Below are 24,946 nucleotides of genomic sequence, written 5' to 3'. Positions count from 1 at the left end.
TGCGTCACGAGCGATAGGGTCTGTCGCCATGGAGCCGTTCCGGGTGGAGACCACAGTGGACGCGCCGACCGCGACGGTCCGGCCGCACTTCGTCGAGCCGGAGTTGATCCGGCAGTGGTTCGGGTGGGACTACCCGGGGCTCGACGACGAGATCAAGATGATCTTCGTCGACGGGGCCGAGGCTGCCGCGCCCGACCGGATCGACCTCGGCGCCGACCAGACGATCACGTTCACCGAGGCCGGCCCCGACCGCACGCTGGTCCGGATCGAGTCACCGGGCATCCCGGCCGACCAGCTCGACATGATCGCCGAGGGCTGGCGGCAGTTCCTCGAGCAGCTCCGCTTCGTGCTCGACCGCGGGGTGTCGGGCCGGCGCACGGTCTACCTGGACGGCCGGGGCGCGCCCGCGACGCTCGCGGCTGGGCTCGGCGACGGCTCGGCCTGGCACAGGAGCCGCTTCCAGCGCATCACCGTCGACGACGCCGGGCACCTCGTGGCGCTCGTGACGCAGGCGCCGGTCGACTCCACCGAGCCGGCCGACGCCATGGCCACCGTCTCCACGTTCGGCCTCGACGACACCGCGTTCGCCGCGGTCGCCGACGAGTGGGCCCGTCGCTGGAAGTCGCTGACCGCCTAGGGCGTGCCCTAGACGGCGTGGCGTAGCCGGCGGACGTCCCGGCTGAGCAGCATCGCCAGCGTGGCCACCGCGATCACGATCGACGCGCCGACCAGGGTCGGCCGCAGTCCGAAGTGCTCGGCGATCGGTCCGGCCGCGACCTGGCCGATCGGCAGGGCCAGGATCGAGCCGAGCATGTCGTACGAGTAGACCCGGGCCAGCAGGTCGCTGGGCACGTGCTCCTGCATGGTGGTGTCCCAGGCGACCGTGAACTGCTCGAGCGCGAACCCGACCGCGAAACCGGCCAGCAGGAGCAGGAACACGACGGGCGTCAGCCCGAGGGCGAGCACCAGCAGCGCGTCGCCGAGGCACCAGAGCACGCCGTAGAAGAGCAGCCGGCTGACGCGTACGCGCATCGCGACCAGGGCACCGACGATCATGCCGGCGGTCTCGACGGCCAGGATCAGGCCCCAGGTGGTACGCCCGAAGCTCGCGTCCGCGACGACCGGGCCGAGCACGCTGACCGAGCCCGAGAGCGCCGCGTTGATCACGCAGAAGCCGGCGACCACCACCCACAGCCAGGTGCGACTGGCGAACGCCGACCAGCCCAGTCGCATCTCGGCGAAGAAGCCGGGTCGCTCACCCGTCGGCGGGGCCGCCTTGGGCACCCGCACCAGGGCGAACAGCAGGCCTGCGAGGAAGAACGTGCCGGCGTCGACGGCCAGGCCCCAGCCCGGGCCGGCGGTCGCGACGAGCAGGCCGCCGAGCGAGGCGCCGGCGATCATCGCGGAGTTGAACGCGAGCCGGTTGATCGCGTTGGCCTGCTGCAGCACGGCGGCCGGCACGGTCTGCGGCACGATCGCCGAGATGGCCGGGAACGCGAGTGCCGCCGCGATGCCGTTGACCACCGAGAGCGCCATCAGCAGCGGGATCGTGGCCGTGCCGGTGAGCACGGTGACCGCCACCGCGGCCTGGGTCGCGCCGGCCAGCGTGGACGCGCCGACCATCACGAGGTGGCGCGGCAGCCGGTCGGCGATCACGCCGCCGAAGAGCACGAAGACGACGTTGGCGACCGACCTGGCGCCGACCACCAGCCCCAGGTCGCGCGCCGAGCCGGTGAGGTCGAGCACGGCGAACGCGAGCGCGATCGGTGCCACCGCGTTGCCCAGCATCGTGGTCGTGCGGCCGGCGATCAGGAACCGGAACGCGCTGTGCCGCAGCGGCGCCAGCATGCCCGGCCGGCGCGGCTCCTCGGTCGGCGGCGCGGGGTTGAGAACGGTGCTCATTTGGCGTCGGGCTCCATTCTGAACAGCGCGATCGTGGCGTTGACGCGGATCGCGCCGGGGGTACGGGGAGCGACCGCGGCCCGGTGCAGCGCCCGGCTCGCGTTCGTGACCTGCTTCTCGACCTCGGCCCAGACGGCGGGGTCGACCCAGAGCTCGGCGTCGGTGAGGTGGTTGCCCGGCGCCGGCATCAGCGCATGGGAGCGGCGCCGCAGCTCGGCCGCGAGTGCCTCGTAGATCAGCATGTGGTCGGCGGTGCGCACGGCGCCCTCGGGGACCGTCGGCCGCGGCTTGTCGAAGTCGGTCTCGACGCGGTGCCGGTAGCGCTTGGCCACGCCACCGCGGATCTTCTCCTCGCCCTCGACCTCGATCTGGCCGGCCGCGAGCAGATGACGCAGGTGGTAGCTGGCGTTGGCGTGGGTCAGGTCGAGCTCGCGCGCCACCTCGGCCGCGGTCATGGCGGTGCCGGTCAGCAGCGAGAGGATGCGCAACCGCAGCGGGTGCGCCAGCGCGCGGAGCTTGACGGTCGGGTCATCTCCCAAAGACATGTTTGGGAGTATGCGGGACATCGACGTCCACTGTCAAACACTTGTTTGGGGGTGGGCGCTCAGCCCAGCGCGCGCTTGATGACCTTCCCCGTCGCCGTTCGCGGCAGCGACGCCACGAAGTGCACGTCACGCGGCACGGCGAAGCGGGCGCCATGCCGCCGCACGTGGTCGCGCACCTCCTCCGCCGACAGGGCCGAGCCCGGGTGCGGCACCACGAAGGCCGCGAGGCGCTGGCCGAACTCCGCGTCCGGCACGCCGACCACCGCCACCTCGCGCACCGCCGGCAGGGCGGCCAGCAGGTCCTCGACCGACGACGGGAAGACGTTCTCGCCGCCCGAGATCACCATGTCGTCCTCCCGCCCCGACACGGTCAGGAGGCCGTCCTCGTCGAGGAAGCCCAGGTCACCGGTGGCGAGCAGGCCGTCGCGCGACTCCACCGGCAGGTCGCCGGAGTAGCCCTCGAAGAGCATGTCGTTGCCCACGAAGATCCGGCCGACGACGCCGGGCGGCACCTCTGCGCCGGTCGGCGACAGGATCACGGTGCGCGTGCCGTGGGGTGGACGGCCCGCCGTCGCCGGCGAGCGGCGCAACTCGGCCGGGGTCGCCACCGAGGCCCAGGACACCTCCGTCGAGCCGTACAGGTTGTAGAGCACGTCGCCGTGGGCGTCCATGAACCGGGTCGCGAGGTCGCCGGGCAACGCCGAGCCGCTCACGGCCACCACGTTCACGCCCGGCAGCGCGCAACCGGCCTCCAGCACGCGTTCCAGCATCACCGGCACGGCGAACAGCGCGTCGCACCCGTACTGCCCGGGGGTGAACCGGGGCGACAGCACCACGGTCGCGCGCAGGCCGACGGCCAGCTGCAGCGCCGCATAGCCCCACGTGTGGAACAGCGGTGCCGCGATCTGCACGCGGGAGCGCGCGCGCACCGGAATCCGGTCCAGGATGGACACCAGCGGGCTCAGCCCCGGCGGGTTGGGTCGCCGCGCACCCTTCGGGACACCGGTCGTGCCCGAGGTGAGCACCACGGTCCGGCCGGGCCGGGCCGGCGGGTCGATAGGCCCACCGGTCAACGAGCCGAGCGTCGACGAGACCACGGCCGGCGGCGGCACCGTGAACTCCGGGTCGTGCACCACCAGGCGCAGCCCGTGGTCCCGCACCACCGCCGCCACCTGCTCGGCGGCGAAGGCGGTGTTGATCAGCACGGCGTCCGCGCCGAGCAACGAGAGCGCGGCCACCGACTGCACGAAACCGCGGTGGTTGCGGCAGAGCACGCCGACCCGGTCGCCCGGGCCGATGCCGTGCTCGGACCGCAACGCCCGCGCCAGCCCGAACGACAGGCGGCGCAGGTCGGCGTAGGAGAGCGTCCCGTCGGGGTCGATCAGCGCGACAGCGGCCGGCGAGCGGGCCGCGGCCGACAGCAGCGAACCGCCGAGACCGTAGCCCCACCGCCGCAACGCCAGCAGTTGCGCCGCGATGCGTTGCGGCGCACCCGGTGTGAGCAGCCCGCGCCGCGCGAGGGTGACGGCGGCGTGGGCCGCGGTCACCGGATCTGGTGGCCCGAGATGGCTCGGGAGACCACCAGGCGCTGGATCTCCGAGGTGCCCTCGAAGATGGTGTAGATCTTCGCGTCCCGGTACCACCGCTCGACCGGATGGTCGCGCACGTAGCCCGCACCGCCGAGGATCTGCAGGGCCTTCTCCGTGACCGAGACGGCCACCTCGCCGGCCCGCAGCTTGGACATCGAGCCCTCGCCGGCCTCGAACGGCCGGTTGTTGCGCCCCATCCAGGCCGCCCGCCAGACCAACAGCCGCGCCGCGTCGATGTCGGTGCGCATGTCGGCCAGCGCGAACGCCACCGCCTGGTTCTCGATGATCGGCCGTCCGAACTGGACGCGCGTCTTCGCGTAGTCCAGCGCGTACTCGTAGGCGGCCCGGGCGACACCGAGTGCCTGGGCGCCGACCGTGGGCCGGGTGATCTCGAAGGTCCGCATCGCCGACGACGACTGCGACCGCTGCCCGGAGCGCGAACGGGCCAGTCGCGCCTCCAGCGCGTCGCGCCCGCCGAGCAGGCACGATCCGGGCACGCGTACGTCGTCGAGGAAGACGTCCGCGGTGTGCGAGGCGCGCAGCCCCAGCTTGCGCAGCTTGCGCGACGACGACAGCCCCGGCGTGCCCGGCGGCACGACGAACGCCGCCTGCCCCCGGGACCCGAGCTCGGGATCGACGCTGGCCGTCACCACGTGCACGGAGGCGATCCCGCCGTTGGTGGCGTACGCCTTCTGCCCGGCGAGGACCCACTCGTCGGCGGCGGCGTCATAGACCGCGCGGCTGCGCATGGCCCCCACGTCGGACCCGGCCTCCGGCTCCGTCGAGCAGAACGCCGCCACGGCCGGCGAGTCGACGGAGCCGAAGCACTGCGGCACCCACTCGACGAGCTGGTCCGGCGTGCCGGAGCCGTAGATCGCGGCCACGGCCAGCGAGGTGCCCATGATGGCGAGCCCGATCCCGGCGTCGCCCCAGAACAGCTCCTCGCTGGCGATCGGCAGCGAGAGCCCGGTCGGGTCGGCCCAGGTGTTGGCCAGGAACTCGAACCCGTAGAGGCCGACCTTGGCCGCCTCCTGGATCACGGGCCACGGCGCCTCTTCGCGGGCGTCCCAGTCCGCGGCGGCGGGGCGCACGACCTCGGCCGCGAAGCCGTGCACCCAGTCGCGCAGATCCCGCTGCTCCTCGTTGAGGTCGAGCGAGAACTCAGGCATGTCAGGCCTTGGGGATGTCGAACAGGTTGGCGATGTTGGCGGCGAGGCCCAGGTCGCCCTTGGCCTTCAGCTTGCCGGTCATGAACATCATCACCGGGTTGCCGCTGCCCGAAACGATCTTCAGGAAGTCGACCGGGCCCATGGTCAGCGACAGCCGCGGGTCGCGCTCGGCGGTGTTGTTGACCGTGCAGGCGCCGTCCTCGATGACGACCTCGTAGGTGTCACTGCCGCCGTCCGGGCGGCCCGTGATGGTCCAGTGGATCACCGCGTTGGTCGAGCCGGCGCGGTCGGCGCGGAACAGCATCGGCATCCGCTCGAAGACCTGGTCGAGCACCTTGCCGCGCGCGTCGCTCGCCATGATCTCGGCGATCTTGGCGTCGGGCGTGGACTTGACCAGCTGCGCGAACTCCTTGGGACCGACCGAGGCGAAGGCGGTCGGGTCGAAGTCAGACATCGCGGCGCTACCCTTCAAAATGAATTAACCTACTCCGGAGTAACCTTACGCAGGAGTAGATATGCTGGCAAGCGTGCAGGGCCGGCCGAGCTTCAAGCGCCTACCGCGCGCCGTCCGTGAGCAGCAGATGCTCGACGCGGCCGTGCGGGTGTTCTCCCGGCGCGGCTTCCACGAGGCCAGCATGGACGAGATCGCCGACGAGGCCGGCATCTCCAAACCGATGGTGTACGCGTACCTCGGCAGCAAGGACGACCTGTTCCGCGCGTGCGTCAACCGCGAGGGCACCCGCCTGCTGGAGTCGATCGTCGCCGCGGTCGGTGACGACCTGCCGGCCGACGAGCAGCTGTGGCGCGGGCTGCGCGGCTTCTTCGGCTTCGTCGGCGCGCACCGCGAGGGCTGGGCGGTCCTCTACCGCCAGGCCAAGAGCCGCCAGCCGTTCGCCGGCGACCTGGCCGCCCTGCGGGCCCGCATCGTCGAGGTGGTCGCCGGCATGCTCCGCAAGGCCGTCACGCAACAGGGCGCGGACGCCCGCGACCAGGATCTGATCGCGAGCGCCTACGCCCTGGTCGGCGCGGCCGAGTCGATCGCCGACTGGCTGGCCGACCACCCCGAGGAAGACCCTGACCGCTCGGCCGCGCGCCTGATGAACTTCAGCTGGCTTGGCGCCCGCCAGCTCCTACAGGGTGAGCTCTGGCAGCCCAGTTCGGCCTGAGCACCTGCTTCGCCTCGGCCGTCGGGCCGTGCGAGGTCACCACCACCGGCGCGTCCAGCGCCGCCGACACCGCACCCGGCCAGTCGACCGGGGCCGCGTCGTAGTGCGGTCGGGTGCGGAACAGCCGGCGGGTCAGCGCCTCCTGCCGGTCGAGGTCGCCGGCCGGCCCGGGCACCAACCGGTCCGTCCAGTCGTACGACGAGCAGAACCGCAGCGCCGGCGACGCCACGTCGAGATGGGTCAGCGCGATCCCGTCGACCCCGCCGCACACCTCGACCGCGTACCGGTGTGCCACCGCGTCGAAGTGCCCGAACCGGAACCGGCCCTGCCACCGGTTGGTCGGGTTGTTCGGGTCCGTCAGCGGCAACGCCGGGTCCTCGGTCACCAGTGGGCCCGCCCCGTGCCGGGTGGTCACCACCCGGAGCACGCCGAGCCGGGTGGCGTTGCCGGCCTGACCCGCCTCGGCCAGCAGCGTCTCCGCGTTGTCGTACGTCGTCGTGCTCCAGGTGGTGTAGGGGTGGAACCCGTGCCACTCGTCGAGCAGCACCCCCTGCGCTCCCTCGAAGACCACGGGACCGATGGCCAGCAGGTTGCCGAGGAACGCCCGGCTCACGATCGGCACGCGCGCGGCGAACGCACCGAACGCCCGCACGGTCGCGTCCACCGGCGGCACGTCGAGCGGGCCGAGCTCGTCGACCAGCCGGTCGCGGAGCACCGCGAGCTTCGCGCCGAGCACCCCGGGCGCCTGCGTGTCGGCGACCCGGGGCGCATCGGCGGGGTGGGCGAGCGCGTACCCCATAGCCTCGCCCACCCCCTTGCCGCAGGACCCATGCCGGTGGGCCCCGCGGGCAATCTCCCGGGCGCGGTTCGCCGCCCGGTGGTAAGGCGTGGCGAGCAACGCGTCCCCCTCGACCGTCAAGCGGTCGAACGCGTCAGGCACACCGATGTCGGCCAGGTGGTCGGCCTCGACGACCAGCGAAAGCGGGTCGACCACCATGAACCGCGACAGGTGTGTATGCACGCCACGCAACGTGCCGGCTCCGAACTGGGCGAAGACATGACGCCGCCCGTCGGGCAGAACGACACTGTGGCCGGCCTGCCCGCCCCCGTTGTACCGCACCACTGCGGCAACCGGGCGGCCGTCGATGCCCTTCGCGCACAACCAGTCGACGACGGTCCCCTTGCCCGCGTCGCCGTATCCCAGGTCGGCTACCAGCACGTGGTTCATAGCCGGCTGATCCGGTCGTCGCCCTGCAGCGTGGTCGGCAGGCCCCAGGTCGAGAGGACCCGGCCTCCCCGGCCGACCGGTGCGAGCGCGGTGGACACAGCGGCGGTGACGGTGCTGCCGGCGTCGGCCAGGTCCGCCAGCCCCGACTCGAAGTCGATCGCCGACTCGCCGAGCCCGACCAGCATCGCGATCGCCTCGCAGACCGCGTCCGGGTCGTCGAGCTCGATCGCGTTCTGGCCGAGCAGCCCGCGCCAGAAGCCCAGCACCGTGCCGTTGCCGGCGTAGTTGGAGCCGCGCGGCAGCAGGTAGTAGGTGTCGAACTTGCGGCGCACCTCGGAGACGATCCGCCGGACCGGGATGTCCTCCTGGAGGTCGTCGCCGCAGACGTTGCGCACCTCGCGGGCCTTGACCCGGTCGTACGCCAGCTCGTCGCCGATCACGAACAGGTAGCCCCGCCGGCCCCGCTTGGTGAAACAGTCCAGCTCGGTGTGCCGGGCCAGGTAGTAGAGCGCCAGCTCGTACGACTCGGTCATCTGCCCGCCACCGCCGCCCTCGAGCACGATCCGGCCGAGCTGCTCGTCCATCCGGTTGTCGGACTCGAACTGGCCGATCTGCAACGGGACGCGGTCGCAGGTGGCGTCGCCGACCGCGCCGAAGAGGATCTGCGGGTCGCGGGCGTAGCCCTTGCGCAGCAGCAGCCCGAGCAGCTTGGGCAGCTTGGTCTGCAGCACCCTGGGCACGTCACCCATGGAGCCGGTGACGTCGAAGATGACGGCGATCGAGATCGAGTCCGGGTGCTCGTTGGAGTCCCGGCTCTCCCGGACGGTGCCGTGGGGGTCGAGCGTGGGGTGGACGGTGCGGGCGCCGCTGTCGCTGTAGGCGAACGCGCTGCGGCCGGTCGAGCGCCGGTAGCGGTCGGCGGCATCGTAGACGTCGGTTGACCAGACTCCGCTGCCCATCGCGGGCCTCCTTCACACCTCGAGCGGGCGGAACTTCCGCGCGCCGTAGAGTCGTTCGAGCACGTCGTCGAGTTCTGCGAGCAGCGCCCAGGCGTCGTCGGGCCGCGACTGCGGCGACGGCAGCGTGCAACCGCTGGCGAACGCCACCAGAGCCGCCGGCGCGCGGTCGCCCATCAGCGCGATCATCGACCGGGCGGCCAGCGCGATGTCGGTGCCGGGCCCGGGCGCCTGTCGCTTGTGCACCTCCGGCGGATACCAGTCGGCGTAGCGCGGGACCATCGCCGGCACGTGGTCGAGACCGTCGATCACCGAGTAGCACCAGTCGACCAGCACCACGCCGTGGTCGGTGGTCTCGACCAGGATGTGCTCGGGCAGCACGGCCCCGTGCACCACGCCGGCCCGGTGCGCGAGTCCCAGCGCCACCAGGAGCCGCCGCCAGATCCAGGCCGCGTCGCGTGGGTCGAGGCCGTCGGGCCGCATCCGGATGAGGTCGGCGACGCTGCACAGGTGCGGCACGGAGCCGAGCACGTTGACGCGGCGCTCGGCGCCAGTGCCCGGGTCCCGGTGCCGGAACGTGTCGACGAGCCGCGGGACGTAGGGCAGGTAACGCGGGTCGCCGGCGGTGGCGATCCGGCGCAGTGCGGCCGCCTCGCGCTCCATGAGGTCGTTGTTGGCGGGCTGCCGCGGCTGCTTGAGGAAGAGCCCGCGGCCGATCGCGTAGAGGTTGGCCAGGTCGCCGGTGTGCGCGACGCCGCCGACCCGGTAGCGGCCGAAGAGCACGGTGCCGCGGGCCCGCCAGCGGTTGGTGAGCGTGACGAACGCGTCCGTCGCGGCGGTCTTGGCCGGGCCCTCGGCCCGGTCAGGGTGCAGCAGCGCGGCCAGGCGCAGGTAGCCGCGGTGCGGGTCGGTGGAGCCGAACAGCTCCTCGTCGTTGTTGGCCGCGTGGACCAGGCGGATGGCGTCGTCAACAGTCGTCATGCTCGTGCCTCGCTTCGCTCGTCCCGGCCTGACGGCAGTCGGCTGAGTTGCTTGCGTTCGCTTCGCTCACTCATCGCACGTTCTCCTCTCGGGCCGGCCGGAGCAGAGCGGGGTGCAGGAGCCGGGCGTCGCCGGCCCGGTAGAGGCGGGCGCGCGGTCCGCCGCGCGGTCCGCCGTGCTCGGTGGTCGCGCCGGTGCCCTCGACGAGCCCGGGGACGGAGAGCACCTTGCGGTGGAAGTTGCCGGCGTGCAGCGGGTGGCCCCACACCGTCTCGTAGACGGCCCGCAGGTCGGCGATGGTGAACTCCTCGCCGACGAACCGGGTCGCCAGCGGGGTGTATTCGAGCTTGGAGCGGGCCCGCTCCAGGCCGTCCTCGATGATCTGGCGGTGGTCGAAGGCCAGCTCGCGGGTCGGCATCGCGGTCAGCGGGAGCCACTCGGCGGCGCCGGCGTCGGAACCGGCGGTCGGCTCGGGCAGGTCGGGCGCGAAGGCGAGGTAGGCGATCGAGAAGATCCGCATGCGCGGGTCGCGGTCGGGCGTGCCGTAGGAGGCGAGCTGCTCGAAGTGCACCCGGCGCAGTGGCTCGCCGCCGAGCCCGGTCTCCTCGGCGAACTCGCGGCGGGCGGCGGCGCCGAGGTCCTCCTCGGGTCGCACGAAGCCGCCGGGCAGTGCCCAGAAGCCGGCGAACGGCGGCGCGGCACGCTGGATCAGCAGCACCTGCAGCTCGTTGTCCCTGATCGTGAGCGCGACCACGTCGACCGTGACCGCGACGGCCGGGTAGGCCCGCGGGTCGTAACCCGCCAGGAACTCCTGCTCGTTGACCACCGTGCTCCGTCCTTCTCGCCTTAAGAATTTCTCGGGCTAAGAATAACTCAAGCTGAGAATAACCCTGGGCACAGAGGGGGACAAGAGCGCTGCGGATGTGTCAGTTAGCTCATGGTGCCGATGAGGTGAGGAGCGCCACTCTTCGGGTCGTGCAGGGCGAAAGTCTCCCCCGGGGTGGCCGCGAACGCGACGGTGCCCGGCAGCAGGATCGGCTTCTTGAAGGCGACCTCGACGGTGTACGCGTCGGGCAGGCGGCCGTCGAGGGCGGCCAGGCAGCGGGCCTTGCTCCACATGCCGTGCGCGATCGGGCGCGGGAAGCCGAACAGGCGGGCGCCGAGGCGCGAGGTGTGGATGGGGTTGCGGTCGCCCGAGACGCGGGCGTAGTCGACACCGACCCGGGCCGGGACCTTCCAGGTCGCGGACGGTGGCGGCGGGACGTCTTTCTCTTGCGTCTTGCTTGCCTCGCCGCTTTTACCCCGACGTAGGTAGGTGGAGACGTCGCGCCACACCTCCTCGCCGTCGATGCTGGCTGTGGCGACGATGTCGAACTGCCGGCCCCGCTCGTGCGGGCGCAGGTCGACGGCGCGTACCGACAGGTCGAGCTTCTCGGCCGCGTCCAAGGGCCGGGTCACGGTGATCCGGTTGGCGATGTGCACCAGACCCACCACGGGGTACGGGAAGTCCGGCCCCGTCATGAGCCGCATCGCCAGCGGCGTGGCCAGCACGTGCGGGAACGTCACCGGGAGCGTGTCGGTCAGCCGGAACCCGCAGACCCGGTCGTAGTCGGCCAGCCAACTCCGGCTGACCTCGACCCCGCGCAGCACCAGCTCGACGTCGGGCAGCACCTCGATCGGCGGCCGGCGCTCGGTGCCCGGCACCAGACCGATCCTGGGCAGCGCCCGGATCGCCGCCCGCCGGTAGAGGGGACCCAGCTCCGGCGGGCCGTCAAGCTCCACGATGGACATCAGGCACCGAGCCACATCTGGCCGCACACGCGGACCACGTTACCGGTGATGCCGGCCGAGCCGGGCGCCGCGAGCCAGGCGATGGTCTCGGCCACGTCCACCGGCAGGCCGCCCTGCGACATGCTGTTCATCCGGCGCCCGACCTCGCGGGTCGCCAGCGGCATCCGGGCGGTCATCCGGGTCTCGATGAAGCCCGGCGCGACCGCGTTGATCGTGACGCCCTGCGGCGCGAGGATCGGCGCCATCGACTGCACCAGCCCGATCACGCCGGCCTTCGAAGTGGCGTAGTTGGTCTGGCCGCGGTTGCCCGCGATGCCGCTGGTCGAGGAGACCGAGATGATCCGGCCGCCCTCGGGCAGCAGCGGGATCAGCGCGTCGTTGATCCGCTCCTGGCTCGACAGGTTGACGTCGACTACCGCGTCCCACTGCTCCGCGGACATCTTGGCGATCGTCTTGTCCCGGGTGATGCCGGCGTTGTGCACCACGATGTCGACCCGGCCGTGGCGGGACAGCAGCTGGGCCGCCAGCGTCGACGGCGCGTCGGGCCGGGTCAGGTCGAGCTGCAGCGCCGTGCCGCCGATCTCGTTGGCGACCCGGGCCAGCGCCTCGCCCGCGGCCGGGACGTCGAGCGCGACCACATGGGCGCCGTCGCGGGCCATGACCCGCGCGATCGCCGCACCGATGCCCTGCGCCGCGCCGGTGACCAGGGCGACCTTGCCCTCCAGCGGGTGCTCCCAGTTGGTCAGCGGCGACGAGCTCACCTGGCCGATCCAGATGACCTGGCCCGAGACGTACGCGGAGCGGCCGGAGAGCAGGAAGCGCACGGTCGAGTCCGTGAACTCCTCCGCGCCCGGCGCGACGTAGACGAGCTGCGCGGTCGAGCCGCGGCCGAACTCCTTGCCGATGCTGCGGGTCAGCCCCTCCAGCGCGCGCTGCGCGGTGGCCTCGCGCGGCGAGCCGCAGGCGGCGGGCGGCGTGCCGAACACGATCACCCGGCCGCCGCGGGCCAGCGCCCGCGCGTTGGCGTGGAAGAACTCGTAGATCGGATGCAGCGCGGCGGCGTCGGTGACGCCCGTCGCGTCGAACATCAGTGCCGACCAGGGCGGCCCACCGTCCATCGGCACCTCGGCGACGGTGAGCATCTTGCGCACCGGGCCCTCGATCCGGCCGCCGGCTGCGGCGCCGACCAGGACAGGGCCGGTGACCAGCGGATCTCCGGGCCGGTGACGGCGCAACACCGGCGGATTCGGAAGCCCCAGCCGCTTGACCAGCACACGGCCGGGACCAGAGTTCGCGAAGCTCGCGTAGCGGTCGCTCATACCAGTAGCCTACTAATCAGTAACCCCGGAGGGAGGCGACTGATGGAGACAAGACGAGTCGCGATCGTCGGTGGCAACCGGATCCCGTTCGCCCGCTCCAACAGCCGCTATGCGGCGGCGAGCAACCTCGACATGCTGACGGCGGCGCTGGACGGGCTGGTCGCCCGCTTCGGCCTGGCCGGCGCGCGAGTCGGCGAACTGGTCGCGGGGGCGGTGCTCAAGCACTCCCGGGACTACAACCTGACCCGTGAGGTCGTGCTCGGCTCGCGGCTCGACCCGACGACACCGGCGTACGACATCCAGCAGGCCTGCGGCACGGGGCTCGAGGCCGCGATCCTGGTCGCCAACAAGATCGCGCTGGGGCAGATCGACGCGGGCATCGCGGGTGGCGTCGACACCACCTCGGACGCGCCGCTCTCGCTCAACGAGGACCTGCGCCGGACGCTGCTGCAGATGAACGCGGCCCGCACCATGGGTGGGCGGCTGCGCGCGGCGACCCGGCTGCGGCCGCACCACGCCTTCCTGCCCGAGACGCCGCGCAACGCCGAGCCGCGGACCGGCCTGTCGATGGGCGACCACGCGGCGATCACCGCGCTGCGCTGGAACATCGACCGGGCGGCGCAGGACGCGCTGGCGCTGGCATCACACCAGCGGCTGGCGGCCGCGTACGACCGCGGCTTCTTCGATGATCTGGTCACGCCGTATCTGGGGCTGACCCGCGACCAGAACCTGCGGGCCGACACATCCGTCGAGAAGCTGGGGGCGCTGCGGCCGGTGTTCGGCACGCGGGGGCCCGACGCGTCGCAGGCGACGATGACGGCGGGGAACTCGTCGCCGCTGACCGACGGGGCGTCGACCGTGCTGCTCGCGTCGGAGGAGTGGGCGTCGGCGCGCCGACTGCCGGTGCTGGCGCACTTCGTCGACGCGGAAACGGCGGCGGTCGACTTCGTGCACGGTGACGAGGGTCTGCTGATGGCGCCGGCATACGCGGTGCCGCGGCTGCTCGCGAAGCACGGGCTGGCACTGCAGGACTTCGACTTCTACGAGATCCACGAGGCGTTCGCGTCGCAGGTGCTGGCGACGCTGGCTGCTTGGGAGTCGCCGGAGTTCTGCAAGGAGCGGCTGGGTCTGGACTCGCCGCTGGGCCCGATCGACCGGTCGAAGCTAAACGTCAACGGCTCGTCCCTGGCGGCGGGACACCCGTTCGCGGCGACCGGCGGCCGGATCGTGGCGACGCTGGCGAAGCTGCTCGCCGAGCGCGGTGGTGGTCGCGGTCTGATCTCCATCTGCGCCGCGGGCGGCCAGGGGGTCGTGGCGATCCTGGAACGCTGACTCGCTGGGCGACCGTCATTGGGAACGCCGATCGAGCGCGGTCCGCGCTGGGACGACTACCCATAGTGACCATGGCGTCGGTCTCTGGGCCTGGGTAGGCGCGACAAACGCCACACACCGTGCATACCGGGTGGACGATCGTTGCCGAGAGTAGTCACTATCGGTGCATGCTCGATGGCCGAATGCCCGGCGCCGACGGTAGCGACCACACCGGTCCCCTGGGTCGCATCCTGCACTTCGACGACATGGACGTGCCGTCCGACGTCGTCGACGCTCTCGCGCTGTCCAGCTTCGTCTCCGGCGAGCAGCCGTGGGCGCGGACGAAGCGCCTGGACCGGGTACGCACGGAGGCCTCCCTCCTCCCGCCCGGCGCCAAGCTCGCCCGGGTCGCGGTCGACGAGGGCCGCGACGCGCGGCTGGCGATCGGCGAGGGCTGGACGGTCCGCGCGGTCCGCTGGCGTACCGGCGGCGCGTCGATCACCGTCACCGCCGTGAGCGAGGAGCTGGCCGAGTCGGTGCTCGCCGAGTGCACGTCCGGCGCCACCGAGACCGCCGTGGTCGACACCGGCGAGGTCGAGATCGGCTTCTGGCACCAGTCGCAGATGGGCCCGACCCGTACCGCCCGCAACGTGGCCTGCGACGAGTGGACCGCCATCCGCGACAACTACGAGAAGTCGGCCGGCGAGGCGATCGACCGGCTTTCCGAGCTCACCCCCGCGACCGTCAACGGCCGCTTGCTGATCATGCACGGCAGCCCGGGCACCGGTAAGACCACCGCGCTGCGGGCGCTGGCCCGCGCCTGGCGCGACTGGTGCCAGGTGGACCTCGTGATCGACCCGCAGCAGCTGTTCACGGACCCGGCCTACCTGGCCAAGGTCGCGGCGGGCGGCCCGGCCGACAGCCGCAAGTGGCGGCTCCTGCTCCTCGAGGACAGCGACGACCTGATCCGCGCCGACGGCCTGACCACCAACACGCAGCAGCTGTCCCGGCTGCTCAACCTGACCGACGGCCTGCTGGGCCAGGGCGGCAACGTGATCGTCGCGGTGACCACCAACGAGAAGATCGGCCGGCTGCACCCCGCGGTGCTGCGGCCGGGCCGGTGCATGGCCCAGATCGAGGTCGGTCCGCTGCCGTACGAGCAGGCCACGGAGTGGCTGGGCAGCTCGATCGGCGTCGGCGCGTACGGTGCGACGCTCGCCGAACTGCTCGCCCTGCGCGACGGCAAGCCGTCGGTGACGACGCCGGTGACGCCGGCGTCGAGCGGCTTCTACCTCTGACGGAGCTTGCGCAGGAACCGCAGGAAGTGCGGGTCGAACCTGCCCGGATCCGTCTCTCGGATCTCCCGGTCCGACCACCACCGCACCGCGGAGAACTCACGCTCGTCAGTGCTCAGCGGCGCGCTGCGGTCGGCGACGACCGGATACCAGAGGCTCACGTCGGTGTGCCCCCGATCCATCCCGACGGTGTCGGTGACGGTGATGAAGATCGGATCGCGCACGGTGACCTGGAGCCCAAGCTCCTCGAACGCCTCGCGCCGGGCGGTCTCGGCCGGATCCTCCCCTGGCTCGACATGCCCACCGGGCGGAAGCCAGAGCCCGGCGTTGACATGGTCGACGAGCAGCACACTCCCGTCGGCGCGGTCGACGGGCACGACGTAGGACACCAGATGCCGAGGCGGCGTATCCGGCTTGACCCGCCGGTACACATCGTCGGTACCCGCCAACCAGGCAAGGGTGTCGGCCCGATGCCCGGCTTCGATGTCATCCCCCGTGACCAGGCCCTGAACAAGATCCACAAGCTGTGCGGCAGTCATCGCGACCAGTATGGTCGACCGGCCATGAAAGCGATCACTCTCCTCCGCTCACTGGCCACCCTGACGGCGATCGGCTACGGCGGCTGGAGCCTGCCCGGCACCAACCTGGGCACACCCGTTCCTGGCCGGCGCGTTCGTAGCGGTAGCGGTCGCCATCTGGTCCCGCTGGGTAGCCCCCCGCGCCGCTGCAAACTCCCCGACACCCAACGCCTACTGCCCTGCCACCAGCAAGCCACCAACCGGCGAGCCGCGCAACAAAGCCTCTGATCCGCGCCCACTAGCCGACACCTGCAGCAGGACGCAACCAACCACGACGGTGCCCGCGCCAGGCGGCGGCGGGCCGCCATCGTCGGCGCGCCGTCGATGCGCAGCTGGGCCGCAGCCCGCTCACGCCGGCCGCCGGCCGCGTCCTGCGGCGCAGCGCACGCGCCCGCGCGCATCGGCCTGCTCGCCGTGGCGGCGGGCGCCGCCAGCAAACCACCAACCGTCTCGCCCACTCGCGAACCTCACCCACTGGCGGGCCCCACGGCAAGACCGGCAGGCGCCGGCACCGGCAGCAGGCAGCGGACCACCCACAAGCGCTACCCGCCCGCGCCACCGCGGCACGCCCGCTCCGCAGTCACCAGCAGCAAGCGTCAGTGCGGAGACGCGGTCGGACATTCGTGGCACGTCGGGTTGGTTCGTGGTTGCGGGGGCGTTAGTTGGCTTCGTCCGTTGGGATGTCGAGCTTTGTGGCGTAGGCGTCGCGTAGGGAGTCCCAGCCGTGGGCGCGGGCCTTGTTGCCGCGGATCGGGGCGATCGGGTTGCCCTCTAGGAGGCGGTCGGCGACGTCCAGGCAGATGTGCCAACCCGCCGCTACCTGGGGGACCCACGAAGCGTCGGCGACCGTGTGGCGGAGGGTGAGGCGGGTGCCGGACGCCGTGGGCGCCAGGTCCCAGCGGAGTAGGTCCGTGCCCCAGCTGTAGGCCAGCGTGTGTTCCGGATCTGCTTGCGTCACCTCGACGGCGATGTCGACGTGCTCGTCGCCGTCGATCATCGTCAACGTGGCCGGGCCGAGGGTGTCCAGGTCGCGGTCGGCCGTGTACGGCGCCCACTCCGTGAGGTCGGCTGGTTTCGTCAGTGCTCGCCACACGCGGGCCGGTGGGTGTGGGAAGTCGCGGATGAACACGAGCGTCCAGCGGCCGTCGGTCGCCTGTTCCGCGCGCGCGTCTGCCAGCGTGCTGGGTTCGTAGGTTTCCATCACTGCTCCATCGTGTCGAGATGGCGCGCCAGCTTGTCGAGATGTGCTGTCCACAGTCGACGGTAGGGCGCCAGCCACTCGTCGAGCGCCGCGAACTGGGTCGGCTCGACGTGGTAGATGCGCTGTTGCGCCGCGGTGCGGGACGAGACGAAACCCGCGTCGCGCAGCACCTTGAGGTGCTTGGACACCGTTGGCTGGCTGATCGTCAGGGCGGCGACCAGCTCGCCGACGCTGCGGTCGGCGACCCTCAGCTCGTCGAGGATGCGGCGGCGGGCCGGCTCGGCGAGCACCGCGAAGGCGTCAACAGGCACGTACCCCAATATGGCCCTTGAGGCATATGCCTGTCAAGGCATATTAGCACCTCAAAGCCATGTCCCAGGGACGCCACGGGCGGAGGCCTTGCGGATGTGTGGCTCAGGCGCCGGGTAGGGCCCTCGCGTCGGACGGCGCTCGTCCTTTGTGGATCGACCTGCTTCGTTGAACTCATGCGAGCAATCGTGGCGTGCGGGTACGACAGAAACGCGGTTATCCACAGGCCCTTTCTCGTCAGCGACACACCGCACCCGCCTCGCTAGGCTCAGCGGCATGTCACGGGTGGTGGTAGTCAGCGGTGGGGGCACGGGAATCGGTCGAGCGGTGGCCGCGTCCTGTGCGAAAGACGGCGACTCGGTGGTCATCGTCGGCCGGCGGGCCGATGTGCTGGCCACGACGGCGGCGGAGATCGGTGCGCACGCGATCGTCGCCGACATCGGCGAGGTCGCCGGCGCCGAGGGGGTGGCGGCTGAGATAGCTGAGCGATACGGCCGCGTCGACGTGCTGGTCAACAACGCCGGCGGGAACGCGGCGCTCGCCCTGCCGGACCCCGTCGCGAGCCCCGTCGCGCGGGCGTCGGCGGCCTGGCTGGGCAACCTACGCAGCAACGTGCTGACCGCCGTGCACCTGACCGAGGCCCTCCGCGACCTGCTCGCCGCGGACGCCCGCGTCATTCTGATCAGCTCGATCGCGGCCTTCCGCGGCTCGGGCTCCGGCTCCTACGGCGGCAGCAAGGCGGCGCTGCACCCCTACGCGATCGACCTGGCCGCGGCGCTCGGCCCGCGGGGCATCACCGTCAACGTGGTGGCACCGGGCTACACGACGGAGACCGAGTTCTTCGGCGGGACGATGACGGAAGAGCGGCACGAACTGCTCGTCGGCCAGGCGCTCAACAAGCGCGCCGGCCACACGGACGACGTCACCGCGACGATCCGCTGGCTGACCTCGCCGGACGCTCGCCATGTCACCGCGCAGATCATCCAGGTCAACGGCGGCGCTCTACCCGGGCGGTAGCCGACCATGCGGTGCCGGCCGTGCGCGGCCGGCGCTCCGGGCGGTAGCGGCCCACGCGGATTCGGGCCCTGCGCGGGCTGCGCGCTGGGCGATAGCGGCCCGTGCGGGTGCCACGGCCCTGCGCGGCCTGCACGCCGGGCGATAGCGGCCCGTGCGGGTGCCACGGCCCTGCGCGGCCCGCGCGCTGGGCGGTAGCGGCCCGTGCGGGTGCCACGGCCCTGCGCGGCCCACGCGCTGGGCGATAGCGGCCCGTGCGGGTACCACGGCCCTGGGCGGCCCGCACGCCGGGCGGCAGCGGTCCACGCGGGTGCGGGCCCTGCGCGGCCCACGCGCTGGGCGATAGCGGCCCGTGCGGGTGCCACGGCCCTGCGCGGCCCGCACGCCGGGCGGCAGCGGCCCACGCGGGTGCGGGCCCTGCGCGGCCTGCACGCCGGGCGGCAGCGGCCCACGCGGGTCCCGGCCCTGCCCGACCTGCGCGCCGCCTTCGCGGCCACGAGATCGCGCTGGCGGCACCGCGGCCGGTGGTGGGTTGGACGACGGCGCGCCACCACAGCCGAGCAGCCGTTCACCAGCATCGACCTGGTGCGAACAGACGAGAGCGCCGTCGCGGTCTCCGCGTTCGAAGAGGTGGTCTAGTCGACCACCGCGCCGGCGGTGGCGTTGATGACCGTGCCCGTCAGCGCCGTGGCGTGGTCCGAGGCCACGAACGCCGCCAGTTCCGCCACGCGCGCGACCGTGAGGGGACGGCCGAGCGGGCTCCCGGCCCCAGCGGCCTCGACCACCTCCTCGAACGGCACGCCCAACCGGGCCGCGGCATCGCGCCACATGCGTTCTGTCAGGGAGCCCAGCCGCGTTGCCGTCTCCGGGATCCCGGTCAGGCGCAGGCAGACGACGCGAGTGCCACGCGGGCCGAGTTCCGCGCCCAGTTGCCGGACCAAGGTCTCGACCGCCGCCGAGGCGCTGCCGAACGGCCCGGTCGTCGCGACCGGCACCCGGGCCATCGGGACGGAGATCATGATGATCACGCCGTTGGTCATGTGCACCGCCGCAGCTTTGGCGATGTTGAATGCCGCCCGGGTGGCGTCGGCGACCGGCTGGACTACCGCGTCCGCGCTCATTTCGATCAAGGGAAGGCCCTGGGCACCGCCGTCGAGGCCGACGGCATTCACGCAGATGTCGATGTTGCCGATCCGAGCCGCGTACGCGTTCACCTGTGCCTCGTCCAGCACATCCAGCACAGCTGTCGCCGCCCGCTGGCGGCCGAACGTGGCGATGTCAGCGGCCACTGCCTCGAGCGCTGGCAAAGATCGACCGGCCAACCGGACACTAGCGCCCTGACCAGCCAAAACGCGGGCGATCTCGCCGCCGATCGCGCCTCCGCCGCCGTACACGATGGCCTTTTTCTGGTCGAGCATGAGCGTTCCTCCGAGCGCCATTCGTTTGATCCTCTCGCATTGAGACGACATTTCTGCCGATTACCCGTCGCGGATGCCGCACCGGGTGCCGGTGGCCCTAAGGTCGTCCCATGAAGTTGCTCGTGACCGGCGGAGCCGGATATATCGGGTCCGTCGTCGTGCACCAGTTGCTCGACGCCGGCCACACGGTCGAGGTCATCGACGACCTGTCGACCGGGCACGTCGGCTCGCTGCCGGGCGAGGTGATGCTGCACAAGCGCGACCTGCACGAGGTCGCCGAGGTGCTCACCCCGACGGCCGGTTTCGACGGCGTGCTGCACTTCGCCGCCAAGATCGCCGCCGGTGAGTCGGTCGAGCGTCCGGAGCTCTACTGGCACACCAACGTCGCGGGCTCGCTCGCCCTGCTCGACGCGATGCGCCTGGCCGGCGTGCAGCGGCTGGTGTTCAGCTCGACCGCCGCCGTCTACGGCAACCCGAGCACGCTGCCGATCACGGAGCAGGCGACGGTCGCGCCGACCAACCCGTACGGCTGGACCAAGCTCGCCGTCGACATGGCCATCGCCCATGCGGTCAAGGCGCACCAGCTAGGCGCGACCAGCTTGCGCTACTTCAACGTCGCGGGCGCGGCGCTCGACGGCGCGATCCCGCTCGGCGAATGTCACGAGCCCGAGACACACCTGATCCCCGCCGCCCTCGAGGTCGCCGCCGGATTGCGACCGAGCCTGCGGATCTTCGGTGGCGACTACCCGACCCGCGACGGCACGTGCGTGCGCGACTACATCCACGTCGAGGATCTCGCCGCCGCCCACCTGCTCGCCCTGGAGGCGATCGACCCAGGTCGGCACAAGATCTACAACCTCGGCAACGGCAAGGGCTTCTCCAACCTGCAGATCGTCGACATGGTGCGCCAGGTGACGGGCCAGGACGTGAAGGTCTCACCCGCTCCGCGCCGTGCCGGCGACCCCGCTACGCTCATCGCGTCGTCGGTCCGCGCACGCGCCGAGCTGGGCTGGGTCGCCGCGAAGCCCGACCTGGCATCGATCGTGGGGGACGCATGGGCCTACTTCCAGACGCGCCGCATCGCCGGCTCAACCGGCTGACCGGCGAGTGGGTCCTGGTCTCACCGCACCGCACGGCCCGCCCCTGGCAGGGCCAGGTCGAGGAGACGACACCCGAGAAGCGTCCTGAGTACGACCCGTCGTGCTACCTGTGCCCCGGCAACACCCGGGCCGGCGGGGTCAAGACTCCGGTGTACGACTCCACGTACGTCTTCGACAACGACTTCGCCGCCCTGTTGCCTGACGCGTCGGGCGGCGGAGTCGACGACGGCCTGCTCGTCGCCCGCCCGGAGCGCGGCATCTGCCGGGTGGTCTGCTTCTCGCCCCGCCATGACCTGACGCTCGGCGACATGTCCCGGCCGGCGCTGCGGACCGTGGTCGACACCTGGGCCGAGCAGACCGCCGGCCTGGGCAGCATCGACTGGGTCAACCACGTCCAGGTCTTCGAGAACCGCGGCGCGATGATGGGTGCCAGCAACCCGCACCCGCACGGCCAGATCTGGGCAACCGAGAGCCTCCCGAACGAGCCGGCGAAGGAGCTCGCGCAGCAGGCGGCGTACGACGGGGATTGCCTGCTCTGTGACTATCTGGCCGCCGAGCTGAAGGACGGCTCACGGATCGTCGACACCAACGAGCACTTCGTCTCGCTCGTGCCGTTCTGGGCGGTGTGGCCGTTCGAGACGATGGTGCTGCCGCGCGGGCACCACGGGTCGCTGACCGACCTCGACGGCGCCACCCGCGACGGGCTGGCCGACATCCTCGGCAAGGTCACCCGGCGGTACGACCGGCTGTTCGGCATCACGTTCCCGTACTCGATGGGCTTCCACCAGCGCCCGACCGACGGCGGCGAGCACCCGAAGGCCCACCTGCACGCGCACTTCTACCCGCCGCTGCTGCGGTCCGCGACGGTCCGCAAGTTCATGGTCGGTTTCGAGCTGCTGGCTCAGCCGCAGCGGGACATCACGCCGGAAAGCGCGGCGCAGCGGCTGCGGGACCTCGACAACGATTGATTTTCGGCGCGGGCGGGTACCTCGCCCGCCATGGGCCTGACGGCGGAGGAGCGCGACCAACTGCGATCCAACGCGGACCGCACTACGGCGTCGGGTGGCTGGGTCGCGCTGGTCCTGCTGCTCTTCTTCGGCGGGTTGGCCGCTCTGTTCGCGGCACGCGGCGGCGTGGGCGAGCTGGCCCCGCCCTGGAACGTGGTTGTTGCTCTCCTGCCGTTCGTGGTCTTCGCCGCGTTGTTGACGCCGTTGTTCGTCCGGGTGCGGCGCCGCGCTCATGTCCCGTTGGTCGAGGGTGCCGACTCCGCGACGCGCAAAGCGGTGGAGCGTGCGATCCGGGCCGGTTCGAGCGACGATCCGCGGATCGACGAACTGGTGAACGACATGCGGGTGCACGGGACGGTCCGGCGGCTCGCGGCCACCGCGGCGTCCCAGGTCGTGGCCGGGATCGCTTTCGTCGCAGCCGCGATCATCGGCGACGAGCTCATCGCCCGGCTGCTGCTGATCGGTGCCGCGGTCGGCACGTTGACCGCCGCCGGCCTTCTCCTACTGCGCAGGCGCCGACTGCTGGCCTACCGCTCCGACGACCATCGGCCGACCGGACCGCCGGCCGCTGCGAAGGGCGATTGACAGCGGCCGACGGGGATCCGGTCGTCAGCTCGCATAGACCTCCAGCTCCGACAGCTGCCCGGCGGGCCAACCGGTGTTGCCGGTGACGTTGACCCGGACGTACCGGGTCGAGGTCGCCGCGAACGTGACGGTCACGGCGTTGCCGGTCGCCGGGTTGAAGACACGACCGGCGGACGCGGCGAGAGTGCTCCACGTGGAGCCGTTGGTGCTGCCCTGGATCGACAGCGTCTGCGTGCGGGTCTGCCAGGCGGCCTGCGGTGGGAGCTTGAGCACGACGCGGCTGACCGAGGTCGCCGCGCCGAGATCGACCTGCACCCACTGCGGGAACGCGTTGTTGGGGCTCTCCCAGTAGCTGTCGGCGTTGCCGTCCACGACGTTGCCCGAGCCGTAGCTCTGCGTGTGTCCACTTTCGGCAGTCGGCCGACCGAGCGCCAGGTTGGTGTTGGCCGGTGGCGCGTTGGTGGTCACGCTGACCACATTGGATGGACTCGACACGTTGCCCGCGTTGTCGCGCGCCACTACCGAGAACGCATAGGCGGTGTTCGGGCTCAGGCCGTTCACGGTGTACGAGGTGCCGCCCGGCGACCCGACCACGGTCGAGCCCTGGCGCACGTCGTAGCCCACCACACCCACGTCGTCGCTCGACGCGGTCCACGACAGCGAGACGCTCGTGGTGGTCTTGCCGGTCACGGTCAGGTTGCCGGGCGGGGTGGGCGGGCTGCCGGGCTCGCTGACCCCGCCGTACACCTCGAACTGCGCGATCTGGGCCGCCGGCCACCCGGTGTTGCCGCTGATCGTCAGGCGCACGTAGCGGGCCTGTGCGGCGGTCACGGATACAGTCGCGGTGTTGCCGGAGCCGGGGTTGAAGGTCACCCCGGCGCTGGGCGCGAGCGTCGTCCACTGCGAGCCGTTGGTGCTGCCCTGGACCAGGATCGTCTGGGTGCGTGTCTCCCAGCCGGGCGGAAGTTTCAGCACGACCCTGTTGACCAGGACCGCGGTGCCGAGGTCGACCTGCAGCCATTGTGGGAACGCGCTGTTGGCGCTCTCCCAGTAGCTGCCGACGTTGGCGTCGACCGCGTTGCCGGCGGCGAACCCGCCGTTCTGCGAGCTGGCCGAGGTGGGCTTGTTGAGCGCGAGGTTGCCGGTCGGCGGGTCGGGCGGGGCGCCACCGGTGGTGGGCTGGGTGGGCCGGTTCGGTGTCAGCGCGAGCTGGCCCTTGAGCATGCGGCCGCCGTCGGCGGTGATCCGTAGGTAGTAGTCCGACGAGCAGAACGTGCCGTCCTCGTCGAGGGCGCGGATGTTGGCGCCGGCGGGGGTCGTGGCCTGGGTCTCGGAGGTCTTGGCGATCTGGTTGCCCTCGTTGTACTCGTCGAACATCGAGACGTAGAGGCCGGCCGCGCCGACGCGGATCATGTTGTAGAGGTGGCGCCAGTAGAAGTCGCCGTGCCGGCGGTGACCCGACGACAGGTCACCCGGCATCACGCAGGGCTGGTAGTCGATGCCGTTGGCGTTGCAGTCGGCCTGGTCGGGGACGTTGACGTTGGTGTAGAACCAGTCGAGGCCGGCCAGGTCACCGGTGCGGCCGACCATCCACGGCGAGATCATGTTGAACGCGTGGTAGACCTCGGAGAACCCGGGTCGCGAGTCGTTGATGCCTTGGCGCCAGTACGTGGGCACGCCGCCGATCACGTAGCAGCCCTGCGCCTTGAACCAGTTGACGACGTCGAGACACGCCGCGGGCGCGAACGGGCGGCCGTCGTCGTTGAACCCGAAGCCCCAGATGCAGACGACGGGCTTGCCGTTCTGTCGGGCGTACGCCGCGGAAGCCGTGTGTGCGGACATCTTGCTGGACCAGTCGGTCTTGATCTGCGACTGCATGTTCGTCCAGCTCGTGACGTCGTACATGATGTAGAACTTGCGGCCGTACTTCTCCGCCGCCGCCCGCACCTTCTGCGCCATCGCGTCCCGGGTCGGGCCCTCGTCGCCGAACGGGTTGAACCGCTGGAGTGCGGCGGTGTCGCAGTTGTACTGCTGCATCCACTTGAAGTGCGTGTCGACGGTCTGGTCGTCGTACGACGAGAACAGCTGCGCCGGCTGCCCGTTGCCGAGATTCGGGTACGCGGTCGTGTAGCCGCGCGTGTACTCGCGCATGTCCGGCCACGACACGATCGTGGTGTTGCCGGGCGAGGGCGGCTGGAACCGGTCGCGCGACCAGTGCCACCAGCCCCCGATCGGCGCGCCGTCGCCCGGGCAGGCGAACCAGCCCTGATAGCCGACCGAGATCTTGCCGACGACGTCGCCCGGTGGGCTTGCGGCGCTGGCCGGGCTGGCCAGGACGGCAGCCAGCTCGGTGGTGGAGACAGCGGCGAGGGCGGACCCGGCCGCCACTGAGGTCACGAATCTTCGGCGCGAGACCGCCATGTCTACCGCTCCTTGGGGGGTCGGGACGGGATCGACGGTCATCGTGCCAGGACGCGACACA

General features: G+C 71.6%; 25 protein-coding genes. 9 read left to right on the top strand and 16 right to left on the bottom strand.

Going from position 1 to position 24,946, the window contains the following annotated elements; translation table 11 throughout:
* The first annotated feature begins 28 nt into the window (after nt 1-28).
* Complete coding sequence (locus AB0H87_RS01420; RefSeq protein WP_360137720.1) at nt 29-637, top strand: activator of HSP90 ATPase; 609 nt, start codon at nt 29-31, stop codon at nt 635-637.
* Between the two features lie 8 nt (nt 638-645).
* On the opposite strand, the gene AB0H87_RS01415 is transcribed toward AB0H87_RS01420, so the two are convergent.
* Genes AB0H87_RS01415 through AB0H87_RS01395 form a run of 5 tightly spaced genes read right to left on the bottom strand, consistent with a single transcriptional unit; the run spans nt 646 to nt 5,659 of the window.
* Entirely contained in the window at nt 646-1,902 is a 1,257-nt protein-coding gene (locus tag AB0H87_RS01415; RefSeq protein WP_360137717.1) for an MFS transporter, read from the bottom strand.
* Nucleotides 1,899-2,447, bottom strand: coding sequence for a helix-turn-helix domain-containing protein (locus AB0H87_RS01410; RefSeq protein ID WP_360137714.1), 549 nt, complete (start codon nt 2,445-2,447; stop codon nt 1,899-1,901). Before AB0H87_RS01410 ends, AB0H87_RS01415 begins: the two co-directional genes overlap by 4 nt.
* Before the next feature lie 59 nt (nt 2,448-2,506).
* The gene (locus tag AB0H87_RS01405) at nt 2,507-3,994 is read right to left on the bottom strand and encodes an AMP-binding protein (RefSeq protein ID WP_360137711.1); all 1,488 of its coding nucleotides are present in this window, start codon (nt 3,992-3,994) and stop codon (nt 2,507-2,509) included.
* On the bottom strand, nt 3,991-5,205 hold the full coding sequence (locus AB0H87_RS01400) for an acyl-CoA dehydrogenase family protein (RefSeq protein WP_360137708.1): 1,215 nt from the start codon (nt 5,203-5,205) through the stop codon (nt 3,991-3,993). Before AB0H87_RS01400 ends, AB0H87_RS01405 begins: the two co-directional genes overlap by 4 nt.
* Nucleotide 5,206: 1 nt before the next feature.
* On the bottom strand, nt 5,207-5,659 hold the full coding sequence (locus tag AB0H87_RS01395; protein WP_360137705.1) for an SCP2 sterol-binding domain-containing protein: 453 nt from the start codon (nt 5,657-5,659) through the stop codon (nt 5,207-5,209).
* Nucleotides 5,660-5,720: 61 nt separating this feature from the next.
* On the opposite strand from AB0H87_RS01395, the gene AB0H87_RS01390 reads away from it, so the two are divergent.
* Nucleotides 5,721-6,371 (top strand): TetR/AcrR family transcriptional regulator, encoded by a 651-nt coding sequence (locus AB0H87_RS01390; protein WP_360137702.1) that lies wholly within the window; start codon nt 5,721-5,723, stop codon nt 6,369-6,371.
* Here the strand turns inward: AB0H87_RS01390 and AB0H87_RS01385 are convergent.
* The 6 genes from AB0H87_RS01385 to AB0H87_RS01360 all read right to left on the bottom strand — a co-directional run bounded on the left by AB0H87_RS01385 (nt 6,310) and on the right by AB0H87_RS01360 (nt 12,646).
* The gene (locus AB0H87_RS01385; RefSeq protein WP_360137699.1) at nt 6,310-7,599 is read right to left on the bottom strand and encodes an adenylosuccinate synthetase; all 1,290 of its coding nucleotides are present in this window, start codon (nt 7,597-7,599) and stop codon (nt 6,310-6,312) included. The genes AB0H87_RS01390 and AB0H87_RS01385 overlap by 62 nt on opposite strands.
* The gene (locus AB0H87_RS01380; protein WP_360137696.1) at nt 7,596-8,558 is read right to left on the bottom strand and encodes a hypothetical protein; all 963 of its coding nucleotides are present in this window, start codon (nt 8,556-8,558) and stop codon (nt 7,596-7,598) included. The genes AB0H87_RS01385 and AB0H87_RS01380 overlap by 4 nt, the downstream gene beginning before the upstream one ends.
* Before the next feature lie 12 nt (nt 8,559-8,570).
* Complete coding sequence (locus AB0H87_RS01375; protein WP_360137693.1) at nt 8,571-9,536, bottom strand: serine/threonine protein kinase; 966 nt, start codon at nt 9,534-9,536, stop codon at nt 8,571-8,573.
* A gap of 70 nt (nt 9,537-9,606) precedes the next feature.
* Nucleotides 9,607-10,362 carry an NUDIX domain-containing protein gene (locus tag AB0H87_RS01370; RefSeq protein WP_360137690.1) on the bottom strand — a complete coding sequence of 252 codons (756 nt, stop codon included), beginning with the start codon at nt 10,360-10,362 and terminating at the stop codon, nt 9,607-9,609.
* 104 nt (nt 10,363-10,466) lie between these two features.
* Nucleotides 10,467-11,327, bottom strand: a complete 861-nt coding sequence (locus tag AB0H87_RS01365) for a MaoC/PaaZ C-terminal domain-containing protein (RefSeq protein WP_360137687.1) — start codon at nt 11,325-11,327, stop codon at nt 10,467-10,469.
* A complete protein-coding gene (locus AB0H87_RS01360; RefSeq protein WP_360137684.1) occupies nt 11,327-12,646 on the bottom strand; it encodes a 3-oxoacyl-ACP reductase in 1,320 nt (439 codons plus the stop codon). The genes AB0H87_RS01365 and AB0H87_RS01360 overlap by 1 nt, the downstream gene beginning before the upstream one ends.
* A gap of 39 nt (nt 12,647-12,685) precedes the next feature.
* Between AB0H87_RS01360 and AB0H87_RS01355 the strand changes: the two genes are divergently transcribed.
* On the top strand, nt 12,686-13,978 hold the full coding sequence (locus tag AB0H87_RS01355; RefSeq protein WP_360137766.1) for an acetyl-CoA C-acetyltransferase: 1,293 nt from the start codon (nt 12,686-12,688) through the stop codon (nt 13,976-13,978).
* A 167-nt stretch (nt 13,979-14,145) separates the two neighbouring features.
* Nucleotides 14,146-15,255 (top strand): DUF5925 domain-containing protein, encoded by a 1,110-nt coding sequence (locus AB0H87_RS01350; protein ID WP_360137681.1) that lies wholly within the window; start codon nt 14,146-14,148, stop codon nt 15,253-15,255.
* On the opposite strand, the gene AB0H87_RS01345 is transcribed toward AB0H87_RS01350, so the two are convergent.
* From AB0H87_RS01345 to AB0H87_RS01335, 3 genes are all read right to left on the bottom strand, one after another.
* Nucleotides 15,246-15,791 carry an NUDIX hydrolase gene (locus tag AB0H87_RS01345; RefSeq protein WP_360137678.1) on the bottom strand — a complete coding sequence of 182 codons (546 nt, stop codon included), beginning with the start codon at nt 15,789-15,791 and terminating at the stop codon, nt 15,246-15,248. The two genes, AB0H87_RS01350 and AB0H87_RS01345, sit on opposite strands and share 10 nt — an antisense overlap.
* A 697-nt stretch (nt 15,792-16,488) precedes the next feature.
* Nucleotides 16,489-17,031, bottom strand: coding sequence for an SRPBCC family protein (locus AB0H87_RS01340; protein WP_360137675.1), 543 nt, complete (start codon nt 17,029-17,031; stop codon nt 16,489-16,491).
* Entirely contained in the window at nt 17,031-17,342 is a 312-nt protein-coding gene (locus tag AB0H87_RS01335; protein WP_360137672.1) for a metalloregulator ArsR/SmtB family transcription factor, read from the bottom strand. The genes AB0H87_RS01340 and AB0H87_RS01335 overlap by 1 nt, the downstream gene beginning before the upstream one ends.
* A 274-nt stretch (nt 17,343-17,616) precedes the next feature.
* Here AB0H87_RS01335 and AB0H87_RS01330 point away from each other — a divergent pair, with 274 nt between their 5' ends.
* Together AB0H87_RS01330 and AB0H87_RS01325 are read left to right on the top strand one after the other, a co-directional pair.
* Complete coding sequence (locus tag AB0H87_RS01330) at nt 17,617-18,357, top strand: SDR family oxidoreductase (RefSeq protein ID WP_360137669.1); 741 nt, start codon at nt 17,617-17,619, stop codon at nt 18,355-18,357.
* Between the two features lie 405 nt (nt 18,358-18,762).
* The gene (locus tag AB0H87_RS01325; RefSeq protein ID WP_360137666.1) at nt 18,763-18,993 is read left to right on the top strand and encodes a hypothetical protein; all 231 of its coding nucleotides are present in this window, start codon (nt 18,763-18,765) and stop codon (nt 18,991-18,993) included.
* On the opposite strand, the gene AB0H87_RS01320 is transcribed toward AB0H87_RS01325, so the two are convergent.
* A complete protein-coding gene (locus AB0H87_RS01320) occupies nt 18,990-19,772 on the bottom strand; it encodes an SDR family oxidoreductase (protein WP_360137663.1) in 783 nt (260 codons plus the stop codon). The two genes, AB0H87_RS01325 and AB0H87_RS01320, sit on opposite strands and share 4 nt — an antisense overlap.
* Nucleotides 19,773-19,882: 110 nt before the next feature.
* On the opposite strand from AB0H87_RS01320, the gene galE reads away from it, so the two are divergent.
* From galE to AB0H87_RS01305, 3 genes are read left to right on the top strand one after another with little or no spacing between them, the layout of a single operon-like run.
* Nucleotides 19,883-20,872: a UDP-glucose 4-epimerase GalE gene (galE, locus tag AB0H87_RS01315; RefSeq protein WP_360137660.1), complete on the top strand. Its 990-nt coding sequence runs from the start codon at nt 19,883-19,885 to the stop codon at nt 20,870-20,872.
* Nucleotides 20,827-21,840, top strand: coding sequence for a UDP-glucose--hexose-1-phosphate uridylyltransferase (locus AB0H87_RS01310; RefSeq protein ID WP_360137657.1), 1,014 nt, complete (start codon nt 20,827-20,829; stop codon nt 21,838-21,840). Before galE ends, AB0H87_RS01310 begins: the two co-directional genes overlap by 46 nt.
* A 30-nt stretch (nt 21,841-21,870) precedes the next feature.
* The gene (locus AB0H87_RS01305) at nt 21,871-22,464 is read left to right on the top strand and encodes a hypothetical protein (protein WP_360137654.1); all 594 of its coding nucleotides are present in this window, start codon (nt 21,871-21,873) and stop codon (nt 22,462-22,464) included.
* Between the two features lie 24 nt (nt 22,465-22,488).
* On the opposite strand, the gene AB0H87_RS01300 is transcribed toward AB0H87_RS01305, so the two are convergent.
* Entirely contained in the window at nt 22,489-24,885 is a 2,397-nt protein-coding gene (locus AB0H87_RS01300; RefSeq protein WP_360137651.1) for a discoidin domain-containing protein, read from the bottom strand.
* Between the last annotated feature and the right edge of the window lie 61 nt (nt 24,886-24,946).

Origin of the sequence: Asanoa sp. NPDC050611 (assembly GCF_040654855.1) — a bacterium.
In the GTDB taxonomy this organism is placed as follows: Bacteria; Actinomycetota; Actinomycetes; order Mycobacteriales; family Micromonosporaceae; genus Asanoa.
The sequence above is the reverse complement of the archived record's forward strand: the minus strand, read 5'-3'. Positions and strand labels throughout refer to the sequence as shown.